The 12893-nt window shown below is 74.9% G+C and carries 10 protein-coding genes and 1 other RNA gene; 10 read left to right on the top strand and 1 reads right to left on the bottom strand.

The features are described from left to right. The first annotated feature begins 457 nt into the window (after window positions 1-457). The 9 genes from ffs (at window position 458) to ACI79W_RS18695 (ending at window position 10257) form a co-directional block, all read left to right on the top strand. An RNA gene (gene ffs / locus ACI79W_RS18735) (signal recognition particle sRNA small type) lies at window positions 458-553 on the top strand. 62 nt (window positions 554-615) lie between these two features. Next, complete coding sequence (locus ACI79W_RS18730) at window positions 616-2985, top strand: DNA polymerase III subunit gamma and tau (RefSeq protein WP_456563599.1); 2370 nt, start codon at window positions 616-618, stop codon at window positions 2983-2985. 53 nt (window positions 2986-3038) lie between these two features. Further along, window positions 3039-3383 (top strand): YbaB/EbfC family nucleoid-associated protein, encoded by a 345-nt coding sequence (locus ACI79W_RS18725; protein WP_456563598.1) that lies wholly within the window; start codon window positions 3039-3041, stop codon window positions 3381-3383. Window positions 3384-3426: 43 nt separating this feature from the next. Next, entirely contained in the window at window positions 3427-4026 is a 600-nt protein-coding gene (gene recR / locus ACI79W_RS18720) for a recombination mediator RecR (RefSeq protein WP_456563597.1), read from the top strand. A 251-nt stretch (window positions 4027-4277) separates the two neighbouring features. Next, window positions 4278-5984 carry an ABC transporter substrate-binding protein gene (locus ACI79W_RS18715; protein WP_456563596.1) on the top strand — a complete coding sequence of 569 codons (1707 nt, stop codon included), beginning with the start codon at window positions 4278-4280 and terminating at the stop codon, window positions 5982-5984. 104 nt (window positions 5985-6088) lie between these two features. Beyond that, window positions 6089-7093, top strand: a complete 1005-nt coding sequence (locus tag ACI79W_RS18710) for an ABC transporter permease (protein WP_456563595.1) — start codon at window positions 6089-6091, stop codon at window positions 7091-7093. Between the two features lie 31 nt (window positions 7094-7124). After that, window positions 7125-8066 carry an ABC transporter permease gene (locus ACI79W_RS18705; protein ID WP_456563594.1) on the top strand — a complete coding sequence of 314 codons (942 nt, stop codon included), beginning with the start codon at window positions 7125-7127 and terminating at the stop codon, window positions 8064-8066. Continuing rightward, complete coding sequence (locus ACI79W_RS18700; protein WP_456563593.1) at window positions 8063-9103, top strand: ABC transporter ATP-binding protein; 1041 nt, start codon at window positions 8063-8065, stop codon at window positions 9101-9103. Before ACI79W_RS18705 ends, ACI79W_RS18700 begins: the two co-directional genes overlap by 4 nt. Continuing rightward, complete coding sequence (locus ACI79W_RS18695; protein ID WP_456563592.1) at window positions 9100-10257, top strand: ABC transporter ATP-binding protein; 1158 nt, start codon at window positions 9100-9102, stop codon at window positions 10255-10257. Before ACI79W_RS18700 ends, ACI79W_RS18695 begins: the two co-directional genes overlap by 4 nt. Window positions 10258-10335: 78 nt before the next feature. Here ACI79W_RS18695 and ACI79W_RS18690 read toward each other — a convergent pair whose 3' ends face one another. Beyond that, window positions 10336-10698: a Rieske (2Fe-2S) protein gene (locus ACI79W_RS18690; protein WP_456563591.1), complete on the bottom strand. Its 363-nt coding sequence runs from the start codon at window positions 10696-10698 to the stop codon at window positions 10336-10338. A 118-nt stretch (window positions 10699-10816) separates the two neighbouring features. On the opposite strand from ACI79W_RS18690, the gene ACI79W_RS18685 reads away from it, so the two are divergent. Continuing rightward, the gene (locus ACI79W_RS18685) at window positions 10817-12868 is read left to right on the top strand and encodes a TPM domain-containing protein (protein ID WP_456563590.1); all 2052 of its coding nucleotides are present in this window, start codon (window positions 10817-10819) and stop codon (window positions 12866-12868) included. Window positions 12869-12893 lie beyond the last annotated feature (25 nt).

Here is a 12893-nt window from a genome sequence, read left to right as displayed (position 1 = left end):
CCCGCCCCCCCCCCCCCCCCCCCCCCCCCCCCCCCCCCCCCCCCCCCGCCCGCCCCCCCCCCCCCCCCCCCCCCCCCCCCCCCCCCCCCCGGGTGAGCGCCCACGGGACCAGCAGGGCGACCGCGCCGATGGCCATGCGGTGCCAGGCGATGTCGAGGGGGCCGAGGTCGCTGTGGCGGGCGACGATCGAGCCGCTGAAGCCGGAGGTCCCCCAGCACAGGGCGGCGAGGACGACGAAGGAGAAGCCGCGGGTGGACGCGGAGGTGCTCGGGGTGGGCATGGTGCTCCAGGGACGGTGGCCGGACGGGGCTCGTCTTCCGGAGCGCGGGGCGGGTCAGCCCGCCGGGCTCCGGGTCAGGAGCGCGGCGGGGGGAGGACCAGGGAGCACCGGGGCGTCATGAGCGGCAGCGTAGCGGGGCGCACACCCGCGGCCCGGTGGCTTTCCTCTACAGTGGGTGCCGACCCCTCGTGTGGCGTCATCCTGTGAACCTCCCCAGGGCCGGAAGGCAGCAAGGATAAGCGGGCTCTGGCGGGTGCGCGGGGGGTCCTCGCTTTCCCGGTGGGCCCGCCCGGCGGTGCGGCGGTGGTGTCGGCCCCGCCGCGTAACCTGCGACCGTGGCTCTGGCGCTCTACCGGAAGTACCGCCCGGCGACCTTCGCCGAGGTGGTCGGGCAGGAGCACGTCACCGCGCCGCTGGTGAACGCGGTCGACGGCGGCCGGATCAACCACGCCTACCTGTTCAGCGGCCCGCGCGGCTGCGGCAAGACGTCGTCGGCGCGCATCCTCGCCCGCTCGCTCAACTGCGAGCAGGGTCCGACGTCGACGCCGTGCGGTGTGTGCGCGTCGTGCGTCGCCCTGGCGCCGGACGGGCCCGGCTCGCTCGACGTCATCGAGATCGACGCCGCCAGCCACGGTGGTGTGGACGACGCCCGCGACCTGCGCGAGCGGGCGTTCTTCGCGCCGGTGAACAGCCGCTACAAGGTCTACATCGTCGACGAGGCGCACATGGTGACCACGCAGGGCTTCAACGCCCTGCTCAAGGTGGTCGAGGAGCCGCCGGAGTTCCTGGTGTTCGTCTTCGCGACGACGGAGCCGGAGAAGGTGCTGCCGACCATCCGGTCGCGCACCCACCACTACCCGTTCCGCCTGGTACCGCCGACGACGCTTCGCACCCTGCTGGAGCGCACGTGCGAGGCCGAGGGCGTCCGGGTCGAGCCGACCGTGTTCCCCCTGGTCGTCCGCGCCGGCGGTGGCTCGGTGCGCGACTCGCTGTCGATCCTCGACCAGCTGCTGGCCGGCGCGGGGCCCGAGGGCGTCACCTACAAGGGCGCGGTCGGCCTGCTCGGCGTCACCGACGACGCCTTGCTCGACGAGACGATCGACGCGCTGGCGGCGCACGACGCACCGGGAGTCTTCCGGGCCGTCGACCGGGTGGTCGAGGCCGGGCACGACCCCCGCCGCTTCGCCACCGACCTGCTCGACCGGCTGCGCGACCTGATCGTGCTCGACGCCGTCCCCGAGGCCGGGGGCAACGGTCTGCTCGACTGCCCGCCCGACCGGCTGGACCTGATGAACCAGCAGGCCCAGGCGCTGGGTTCGGCGACGCTGTCGCGGATGGCCGACACCGTGCACGAGGGCCTCACCGAGATGCGGGGGACGACGGCGCCGCGGCTGCTGCTCGAACTGGTCTGCGCGCGCATGCTGCTGCCCGCCACCGACGGCTCGGCCGCCGCGACGCTGCAACGCCTCGAACGCCTCGAGCGGCGGATGTCGATCGCCGGCGAGCACGCGGGGCGGCCGCGGGAGGAGATCGGCCACCGCGAGAGCGCCCCGGTCGACGCCGTCCAGGCCCCCGCCACCGACCAGGGGCAGGGGCAGGCCGCGTCGTCGGGTCCGCGGCGGGAGTTCGTCCGCAGGTCACAGGCGGCGCAGGCCCCCGCCGCCCCGGCGCGGACCGAAGCCCGGCCGCCGGCCCCCGCGCAGCCGGCCCCCGCGCAGCCGTCCCCCGCACCCGCGGCCTCCACCGCGGCTCCTCCTGCCCCGACTGCCGCCGCGGCCGCGGGACCGGCGGCTGCCACGCCGGCGGCGTCCGCTGCGCCGGCGGCCGACGACTGGCCCGAGGCCGCGCGTCCGGGCGGGGGGCGGCGTCCCGTCGCGGCCGACGACTGGCCGGAGACCGCGCGTCCGGGCAGCCGCCCACGACCCGCCGCCGCGCCCACCCCGTCGCCGGCCGGCGACGCGCCCACCCCGCCGCCGGTCGGTGACGCAGCCACCCCGCGCCCGCGGGTGGCGACGGAGGAGCCGGACATCCCGCTCCCGCCCGAGCCCACCGACGACGAGGACTGGCCGCACCCGGCGCAGCCGGCCGCCGTCCGGGCCGCTGCTGCGCGGGTCGAGCAGCCGCGCCCCCCGGCGTCCCCGCCCCGTGCGGCCGCCGAGTCCTCGCCCGCCCCGCGCGGCGGCGAGCCGACGCCCGTCGTGTCGGCCGTCCCCGAGGAACCGGCCGGTGAGGGCGAGCTGACCACGACCGACGTCCGCCGGGTGTGGCCCGAGCTGCTGGCCATCGTCAAGAAGCACAAGCGCACCACCGAGGCGCTGCTGAAGAACGCCCAGGTGCACCAGCTCTCCGCCGGTGTCCTCACCCTCTCCACGTCGTCGCCGGCGCTGGCGCGGCGGCTGGGGGACGACCTGAACAAGGACGTCCTCCGCGCAGCGCTCAACGAGCTCCTGGGGGTCCGCTGGCGCATCGACGCCGTCGTCGACGGCGCCGGGCCGGCCACGGCTGGTGCCCGGGCGGTGGCGCCGGAGGCGGCACGGGAGGCGGCGCGCGCCGCCGAGGCCGCCGAGGCGCGCGAGCTCATGGCCGAGCGTGCGGCGGAGGGGTCCGACGACGGGGACCGCGAGCCGGGGCCGGTCGTCGACCAGGAGCAGGCCGCTCTGCAGCTGCTGCGAGCCCAGCTCGGCGCGCGGCCGGTCGACAGCTGAGCCCGCGGGGCGGCGCGCCCTCACCTGTCGCACCCGCGGCCTACTCTCGTGGCATGTTCCCCGGAGGCCAGCAGCCCGACCTGTCGCAGCTGATGAAGCAGGCGCAGCAGATGCAGCAGCAGCTCGCCGCCGCTCAGCAGGAGCTGGCGGCCACCGAGGTCACCGGCACCGCCGGTGGCGGGCTGGTCTCGGCGACCATGACCGGTGACGGCGACCTCACCGCGCTCACCATCGCGCCGGACGCCGTCGACCCGGAGGACCTGGAGACCCTGCAGGACCTCGTCGTCGCCGCCGTCCGGGACGCCAAGCGCGCGGCGGACGAGCTGACCGCCAGCCGGATGGGCCCGCTCGCCGGCGGTCTCGGTGGCGGCGGCGGCCTGGGGCTGCCCGGCCTCTGATCGGGCGCGCCCGCCCGATCCACTTCCCAACTCGAGGAGCACCGTGTACGAGGGTGCCGTCCAGGACCTGATCGACGAGCTCGGTCGCCTGCCCGGCGTCGGGCCCAAGAGCGCCCAGCGCATCGCGTTCCACCTGCTGTCGGCCGAATCGGCCGACGTCAGCCGCCTGGTGGCGGCCCTGACGAGGGTGCAGGAGTCGGTCCGGTTCTGCGTGACCTGCTACAACGTCGCCGAGGCCGAGCAGTGCCGCATCTGCCGCGACCCGCGACGCACCGAGGACGTGCTGTGCGTGGTCGAGGAGCCGAAGGACGTCGTGGCCATCGAGCGCACCCGCGAGTTCCGCGGTCGCTACCACGTGCTCGGCGGGGCGATCAGCCCCATCGACGGCGTGGGCCCCGACGACCTGCGGGTCAAGGAGCTCATGACCCGGCTGATGGACGGCACGGTCAAGGAGCTGATCATCGCCACCGACCCCAACCTGGAGGGCGAGGCGACGGCGGCCTACCTGGCGCGGCTCGTCGGGCCGATGGGGCTGGCCGTGTCGCGGCTGGCCAGCGGCCTGCCGGTGGGTGGGGACCTCGAGTACGCCGACGAGGTCACGCTCGGCCGGGCGTTCGTGGGTCGGCGCCGCATCGACGCCTGAAAGGGGACCCCGCTGCCCCCACCGCTCGCGAGCTCGCGACGGGCCGGAGTGCTCCGGCGGCGCCGCGTGACGTGCTGACCTGCACGGCGAGGTCGAAGGTCACGGCTTGGTGTCGATGGCCGACCGGCACTGCCGGGGAGCGACGGGCGCCGCCTAGGGTCCACAGGCGATCCGTGGACCCTTTGGCGTCCGTGGGCCCCACGTCCGGAACTCGTCCGGCCCGCAGTGGCCGAGGAGGCAGGTCTTCCGCGATGACACGTCGTCGTACCACTCGAGCGCTCGCCGCGTCCGCGGCCGCACTCACCGCAGTCACACTCTCGGCCTGCGCCTCCAGCGACCGGGACTCCGGCGAGGGCGGCGGCGAGGGGGCCGCTGAGTCCGGGGGCACGATGGTCTTCGGCGCCGCCGGTGACCCCGCGATGTTCGACCCGGCGTTCGCCAGCGACGGCGAGACGTTCCGGATCGCCCGCCAGATCCACGAGGGCCTGCTCACCAACGAGCCGGGCACGACCGAGCTGGTCCCGGCCCTGGCCGAGGACTGGGAGGTCAGCGAGGACGGTCTGGAGTACACCTTCAACCTGCGCGAGGGCGTGCAGTTCCACGACGGCACGGACTTCAACGCCGAGGCGGTCTGCTTCAACTTCGACCGCTGGCACAACTTCACCGGCCTGGCCCAGAGCCCGAGCGCCTCCTACTACTACCAGGCGGTGTTCGGCGGCTTCGCCGACAGCGAGAACCCCGGCATCTACGAGGGCTGCGAGGCCGTCGACGAGAACACCGCGGTCATCACCTTCAACCAGGTGACCAGCAAGATCCCCGCCGCGCTGTCGCTGCCGGCGTTCTCCATCCAGAGCCCCACGGCCCTGCAGGAGTACGACGCCGACAACCTCTCGGGCAGCGAGGACGCGATCACCTACAGCGAGTACGCCCTCGAGCACCCGACCGGCACCGGGCCCTTCCGCTTCGACAGCTGGGACCGCGGCAACGGTGAGGTCACCATCGTCCGCAACGAGGACTACTGGGGCGAGCCGGCCCTGCTCGACGAGATCATCTTCCGCACCATCCCCGAGGGGAACACCCGCCGGCAGGAGCTCCAGGCCGGCACCATCGACGGCTACGACTTCGTCTCGCCCGCCGACTACGACACCCTCGAGAGCGAGGGCTTCCAGGTCCTCGTCCGCGACCCGTTCAACATCCTCTACCTCGGCTTCAACGGCGGGAACGTGCCCGGGACGAGCGCCAACCCGGCGCTGCAGGACGAGCGGGTGCGCCAGGCGATCGCCCACGCGATCGACCGCGAGACCATCGTGAACTCGCTGCTCCCCGAGGGCGCCGAGGTGGCGACGAACTTCATGCCGCCGACGGTGGACGGCTGGGCCGAGGACGTGCCGACCTACGAGTACGACCCGGAGCGGGCCCGGCAGCTGCTGGAGGAGGCCGGCGCCGCCGGCACCACGCTGCGGTTCTACTACCCGACCGACGTCAGCCGGCCCTACCTGCCGGACCCGGCCGCGATGTACCAGGTCATCGCCGAGGACCTGCAGGAGGTCGGTCTCACCATCGAGCCGGTCGCGCTGCAGTGGAACCCGGACTACCTGCAGGCGGTGCAGTCGGGCCAGGCCGACATCCACCTGCTCGGCTGGACCGGTGACTACAACGACGCCTACAACTTCATCGGCACGTTCTTCGCCGAGGACCAGAACAACCAGGCGTCCGCGGAGTTCGGCGCGTTCAGCGCCCCGGAGATCTTCGCCGCGCTGGCCGAGGCCGACTCCGAGCCGGACCCGGCGACCCGGACCGAGCTCTACCAGGAGGCCAACCGCCTCATCAAGGAGTACCTGCCGGCGGTGCCGATCTCGCACTCGCCCCCGGCGCTGGTCGTGGCCGAGAACGTCCAGGGTCTCGAGCCCAGCCCGCTGACCGCGGAGGACTTCTCGACGGTCTCGCTCCAGGACTGAGCAGGGATCCCCTCGACCGCGCCGGCGGTGGCAGCGACGCCACCGCCGGCGCGGTCGACCGTCCGGTGTAGGACAGCGGTGTCCGGAAAGGCTGGTCCGAGCGCGTGCTCCGCTTCATCGTCCGGCGGCTCCTCCAGCTGATCCCGATCCTGCTGGGGCTGTCCGTCCTCCTCTTCGCCTGGCTGCGCGCCCTGCCCGGCGGCCCCGCCCAGGCGGCCCTCGGCGAGCGCGCCACGCCCGAGGCGATCGCCCGGTACAACGAGCTGTTCGGCCTGGACGAGCCGCTCTACGTCCAGTACTTCCGCTTCCTCGGGCGGGCCGTCCAGCTCGACTTCGGGAACTCCACGCAGTACGGCCGGCCGGTCACCGAGGTCTTCCTCGAGCGGTTCCCCGGCACGATCGAGCTGACCCTCCTGGCGATGGTCTTCGCCATCGGGGTCGGCATCCCGCTGGGCTACCTCGCCGCCCGCCGGCACGGCAGCTTCTTCGACTCCGCGTCCGTGATCGGCTCGCTGATCGGCGTCGCGATCCCGGTCTTCTTCCTGGCCTACCTGCTCCGGTTGCTGTTCGCCGTCGAGCTCGGCTGGCTGCCGGGGTCGGGGCGCCAGGACGTGCGCATCGACGCCACCCGCGTCACGAACTTCTACGTGCTGGACGGCCTGCTGACCCGCGAGTGGGACGCCGCCTGGGACGCCCTGATGCACCTGGTGCTGCCGGCGATCGCCCTGGGCACGATCCCGCTCGCGATCATCGTCCGGATCACGCGAGCATCGGTGCTGGACGTGGTGAACGAGGACTACGTCCGGACGGCGAACGCGAAGGGCCTGGCGATGGCGACGGTGCGCCGCCGGCACATCGTCCGCAACGCGCTGCTGCCCGTCTCGACGACGATCGGCCTGCAGACCGGTCTGCTCCTCTCCGGGGCGGTGCTGACCGAGACGGTGTTCGCCTTCGGCGGGGTCGGCTCGACGCTGTACGACGCGATCAGGCTCCGGGACTTCGCGGTGCTCCAGGGCTTCATCCTCATGCTCGCCGTCGTCTACGTGCTGGTGAACCTGCTGGTCGACATCAGCTACGGCCTGCTCGACCCGCGGGTGAGGGTCCGATGACGCCCGCGCGACCGGAGAGGGGGGTGTCGCGGTGACAGCTCTCGGCGACTACAAGCGCGAGCGCATCGACGCCCTCGCGGCCCGGGCCGGGCAGCTGCCCGAGGGCGACGCCGGGCTGTCGCTCACCCGCAGCGCCTTCCGCCGGCTGCGACGGGACCCCGTGGCCATCACCGGCGCGGTCATCGTGCTGGTGTTCCTCGTCGTGGCGGCCTTCGCGCCGCTGCTGGCGCCGAAGGACCCGGTCACCCAGTACCTGCTGTCGGAGATCCGGCCCGGCACCATCCCGGGGTCCCAGGAGGGCTTCCCCCTCGGCGTGGACAACCTGGGGCGCGACCTGCTCTCCCGGTTGATCTACGGGTCGCGGCAGTCGCTGCTCATCGGCGTGGTGTCCACCGTGCTCGGCCTGGTGGCCGGGATGGCCCTGGGTGTGCTGGCCGGCGCCTTCGGCGGCTGGGTCGACACCGCGGTCATGCGCTTCGTCGACATCCTCCTGTCCATCCCGGGCCTGCTCATGGCGATCACCATCTCGGTGCTGCTCGGCCAGAACCAGTACGCGCTGATGGTCGCCATCGCCGTCGTCCAGGTGCCCATCTTCGCCCGGTTGCTGCGCGGGTCGATGCTGGCCCAGCGCGGCAGCGACTACGCCGTCGCGGCCCGGGCGCTGGGCGTGAAGCAGGGCCGCATCGTGTTCGGGCACGTGCTGCCGAACTCGCTGTCGCCGGTCATCGTGCAGGCGACGCTGTCCCTGGCGACGGCGATCATCGAGGCCGCGGCGCTCTCCTACCTCGGCCTGGGTGACCCCGACATCGCCCGCCCCGAGTGGGGCGCGATGCTCGCCAACGCCCAGGACTTCCTGTCCATCCGCCCGGCGCTGGCGGTCTGGCCGGCGCTGTGCATCATCGTCGTCGCGCTCGGCTTCACGCTGCTCGGGGAGCGCCTGCGCGAAGCCCTCGACCCGAAGTTCCGGAGGTGAGCTCCGTGCAGGCACCGGTGCTCGAGGTGGAGGACCTCGCCGTCCGGTTCACCCGCCGCGGCGAGCAGTCGACGCGCGCCGTCGACGGCGTCAGCTTCTCGGTGGCCCCCGGCGAGACGATCGGGCTGGTGGGGGAGTCCGGCTGCGGCAAGTCGGTCACCTCCCTGGCGATCATGGGGCTGCTGCCGCGGCGCGGCGTCGAGGTGACCGGCTCGGTCCGCTTCGACGGCAACGACCTCGTCGACGCCCCGGACCACGTGCTCCGCGGGCTGCGCGGCGCCGACATGGGCATGGTCTTCCAGGACCCCCTCTCCTCGCTCAACCCCACCGTGCCGATCGGCACGCAGGTCACCGAGGTGCTGCTGGAGCACCGCGAGATGAGCAAGGCCGAGGCGCGCGACGAGGCCACCCGGCTGCTGGACCGGGTCGGCATCCCCGACCCGGGACGGCGGCTCAAGGAGTACCCCCACCAGCTCTCCGGCGGCATGCGGCAGCGGGCGCTGATCGCGATGGCGCTGGCCTGCGCGCCACGGCTGCTGATCGCCGACGAGCCCACCACGGCGCTCGACGTCACCATCCAGGCGCAGATCCTGGAGCTGCTGCGCGAACTCGTCGTCGACTCGGGGACGGCGCTGGTGATGATCACCCACGACCTCGGCGTCGTCGCCGGGCTCTGCGACCGGGTGCACGTCATGTACGCCGGCAAGATCATCGAGACGGCGGACCGGCACGACCTGTTCGCGCGACCCCGCCAGCCCTACACCGGCGGGTTGCTGGCGTCGGTCCCGCGGCTGGACTCCGCCCGCGGCGCGCCGCTCACGCCCATCCGCGGCTCGGCGCGCGACGCCATCCCGTGGTCGGAGGGGTGCGCCTTCGCCCCGCGCTGCGACAACGCCCAGGACGACTGCCTGACCGAGGTGGCGGGCAGCACCGTGCCCCTGGTGCCGGACGGCCCCGGCCGGGAGCTGCGCTGCCGCCACCCGCTCGAGCACCCGTCCGCGCCGTCGGGCGCCACCGCCTCCGGAGCCGCCCGATGACCGCCGCCCCGACCGCCGGCCAGGACGACCTGCTGCGGGTGGAGGACCTGAAGGTCCACTTCCCCATCAAGAAGGGCGTCTTCTTCGACCGCACGGTCGGCCACGTCCAGGCCGTGGACGGCGTCTCGCTCACCGTGCCCCGGGGCGCCACCTACGGGCTGGTGGGGGAGTCCGGCTGCGGCAAGTCGACGCTCGGCCGCGCCATCCTGCGGCTGGAGGAGCCCACCTCCGGGCGGGTCCTCTTCGACGGCACCGACGTCGCCGCGCTCAAGGGTGAGCCGCTCCGGCGGATGCGCCAGCGCATGCAGATGGTCTTCCAGGACCCGCTGGGCAGCCTCGACCCTCGGCAGAACGTGGAGTCGCTGCTCTCCGAGCCGCTGCGGGCGCACGGGCTCGCCGGGGGCAAGGCCGGGATCGCGGAGAAGATCCGCGGCCTGCTCGACGCCGTCGGGCTGCCCTCGGCCGCGTTGCGCCGCTACCCGCACGAGTTCTCCGGTGGCCAGCGGCAGCGGATCGGCATCGCCCGCGCGGTCGCGCTGGAGCCGGACCTGCTGATCGCCGACGAGCCGGTGTCGGCGCTGGACGTGTCGGTGCAGGCGCAGGTGCTCAACCTGCTCGAGGAGCTGCAGGAGCGGCTCGGCCTCACCTACCTGGTCATCGCGCACGACCTCGCCGTCGTCCGGCACATCAGCGACGTCGTCGGCGTCATGTACCTCGGCTCGCTGGTGGAGCAGGCACCCGCCGACGACCTCTACGAGCAGCCGCTGCACCCCTACACCCGGGCGCTGATGAGCGCGGTCCCGGTGCCCGACCCGGAGGTGGAGGAGCAGCGCGAGCGGATCCTGCTCGCCGGTGACCTGCCCTCGCCGGCCGACCCGCCCAGCGGCTGCCGGTTCCACACCCGGTGCCCGTGGCGGCAGGAGACGCGCTGCGACGACGAGGTCCCGGTGCTCCGCGAGCTCGGGCCGGAGCGGCTGGTCAGCTGCCACTGGGCCGAGGAGATCCGCGACGGGGTGCTCCGGCCCCGGTCGCCCGAGGAGGTGCTGCACGCCGGTGCGGCCACCCGGCCGGACGCGGGCGGGCGGCCCCGGGACGACGACCCCACCCCCTTCCTCGGCCGGGACCAGCCCCTGCCGCGGGCGGAGCAGGGCTGACCGCAGCGACACCCACCCAGGCATAGGAAGCGATGCATGCGTCTCCGGGCCCCGGACGCAGGTATAGCTTCCTATGCCTCAGTCGGTGACGACGACGTCGTCGCCGCGGCGGACCGCCCGGCGGACCCGCAGCCGGGCGATGCTGCCCACCAGCCGGACCAGGCCGCTGTAGCCCGGCGCCGGCCCGTGGTACCCGAGGAAGCCGCGCGGCCCGTCGACCATCTCGCCGGTGCGCACGTCGTAGCGGCTCTGGTGCCAGGGGCAGACCAGGCAGCCGTCGGCGTCGACGGTGCCCTCGGCGAGGTCGGCCAGCTGGTGGCGGCAGCGGCGGGAGACGGCGAAGTACTCGTCGTCCCCGCGGTTGCCCACGGCCCAGCCGCCGACGCGGCGGACCGTCCGCGGCGGCAGGTCGGCCGCGGGGATCGAGTCGGGGTCGGGCACGCGGGGCTCCTCGCAGAGGGCGGGTCGGCGGGGTCGCCCTACCCACCGCGCCCGGGCCGGACCCCTCCGCCGTCGGTAGGGTTCTGCCGACCGACGTCCGCCGTTCCTGGAGGTTCCCGTGCGCCGGCTCTGCGTGGTGCTGGGGGTCCTCGCCGTCCTCGTGGTCGGCGGCGGCCCGGCGTGGGCGGTGCCCCCGTTCCGGCTCGCGGAGCAGGTCACCGACGAGGTCGGTGCGCTCGACGGCAGCACCGCGGAGGTGCGGGACGTCGTCGACGACCTGCGGGCCGACACCGGCTCCGACCTGCACGTGGTCTTCGTGTCCAGCTTCGACGGCGCCGACCCGGGGGAGTGGGCCCAGGCCACGGCGGAGCTGAGCCAGCTCGGCGAGGAGGACGCGCTGCTCGCCGTCGCGGTCGACGACGAGCGGTACGGCACCGTCCGTCCGGCGGACTTCCCGGTCACCGGCGGGGAGTTCGACGAGCTCACCGACGAGCGGGTGGCCCCGCGGTTCTCCGAGGGCGACTGGGCCGGCGGCGTCGCCGCCTTCGCCGATCTGCTGCGGGACCCGGGAGCGGCGGCGGGGGAGCAGCCGGCGGAGGCCGCCGACGGGGGCTCCGGCGGGTCGGGCGTGCTGCTCGTCCTGGGCGGGATCGCGGTGGTCGGGGGCAGCGCCTACCTGCTCAGCCGGTCCCGCCGCACCCGCGGCGGTGCGCCCCTCCCCGGTGGCCGGCGGACCGAGCCCGACCCGCACGAGGGCGTGCCCACCGACGAGCTGCAGGGCCGGGCCAGCGAGGCGCTGCTGACGCTGGACGAGGCGGTCAAGACCTCGCAGCTGGACCTCGACTTCGCCCGCTCGCAGTACGGCGAGGAGGCGGTCGCCGGCTTCGGTGCGGCGCTGGCGCAGTCCAAGGCCGACCTCGGGCGCGCGTTCGCCCTGCGCCAGGAACTCGACGACGACGTGCCGGAGGACGAGCCCACCACCCGCCGGATGCTCGCCGAGATCCTCGCGCTGACCGGTGCCGCGGGCGCCCGCCTGGACGAGCTGAGCGCGGCGTTCCAGCAGCTGCGCGACCTGGAGCGGACCGCCCCCGAGGTGCTCGCCGGGCTGGAGCCCCGCATCGCGGCGCTGCGGGCGCGCATCCCCGAGGAGGAGCGGCGGCTGGCGGGGATCCGGCAGCGGTACTCGGGCTCGGCGGTGACCGCCGTCGCCGACAACGTGCAGGAGGCCGCCGCCCGGCTGGACGCCGCCGACGACGAGGTGCGCGAGGGCCGCGAGGCGCTCGCCGCCGGCCGCGGCGGGCAGGCGGTGGGGGACATCCGCGCCGCCGAGGACGCGGTCGCGCAGACCGGCACGCTGCTGGACGCCGTGGGTCGCCTGGCCGCCGACCTCGACGCGGCTGCCGACCGGGTGGGCGCGGTGCGCACCGAGACGGAGAAGGACCTCGCCGAGGCCCGGGCGCTGGTGGCCGGTGGTGACCGCAGCGGGCTGCCGCCGCAGATCGCCCGTGCCGAGGCCGCGCTCGCGGCGGCCGACGCCGCGCTGCGCCCCGCCGGCGGCGGCCCGGGCGACCCGCTCGCCGCGCTGCGGCAGCTCGAGGACGCCGACGCCGCCCTGGAGGAGGCGCTGGCGACCGCCCGCGACGCGCAGACCCAGGCGCGGCGGGCCGCGGCGGCGCTGGACCAGGCGCTGCTCACGGCCCGCTCGGCGGTGGGCGCAGCGGCCGACTTCGTCGACACCCGGCGCGGGGCGGTGGGCCCCGAGGCCCGCACGCGGCTCGCCGAGGCGCACCGGCACCTCGACGCCGCCGTCGGGCTGGGGCGCACCGACCCGGTGACCGCCCTCCGCGAGGCCCACCAGGCGGGCATGCTCGCCCAGCACGCGCTCGACCTGGCGCAGGACGACGTCGACCGGTGGCGCTCCGGGTACGGCCCCGGGGGCCCGGGTGGCTTCGGGGGCTACGGCGGCGGCTACCGCCGCGGCGGCGTCGACCTCGGCAGCCTGGTGCTCGGCGGCATCCTGATGGGTGGCGGTCGCGGGTTCGGTGGGGGCTCCGGGGGCTTCGGCGGCGGTTTCGGCGGTCGCTCCGGGGGCGGCGGCTTCGGCGGCGGGGGCCTCGGCGGGGGTGGTTCGTTCGGCGGCGGTGGCCGCAGCGGCGGCGGGACGTTCTGACCTGCCGAACTGTCGGTGCTCGGTG

Source organism: Blastococcus sp. SYSU DS0533, assembly GCF_054050775.1.
This window is presented reverse-complemented; position numbering and strand designations above follow the sequence as displayed.

What these genes read in the sequence shown, in the direction of transcription:
- ACI79W_RS18715 (WP_456563596.1), top strand. Translation starts at nt 4,278, where the DNA reads ATGACACGTCGTCGTACCACTCGAGCGCTCGCCGCGTCCGCGGCCGCA.
- ACI79W_RS18695 (WP_456563592.1), top strand. Translation starts at nt 9,100, where the DNA reads ATGACCGCCGCCCCGACCGCCGGCCAGGACGACCTGCTGCGGGTGGAG.
- ACI79W_RS18725 (WP_456563598.1), top strand. Translation starts at nt 3,039, where the DNA reads ATGTTCCCCGGAGGCCAGCAGCCCGACCTGTCGCAGCTGATGAAGCAG.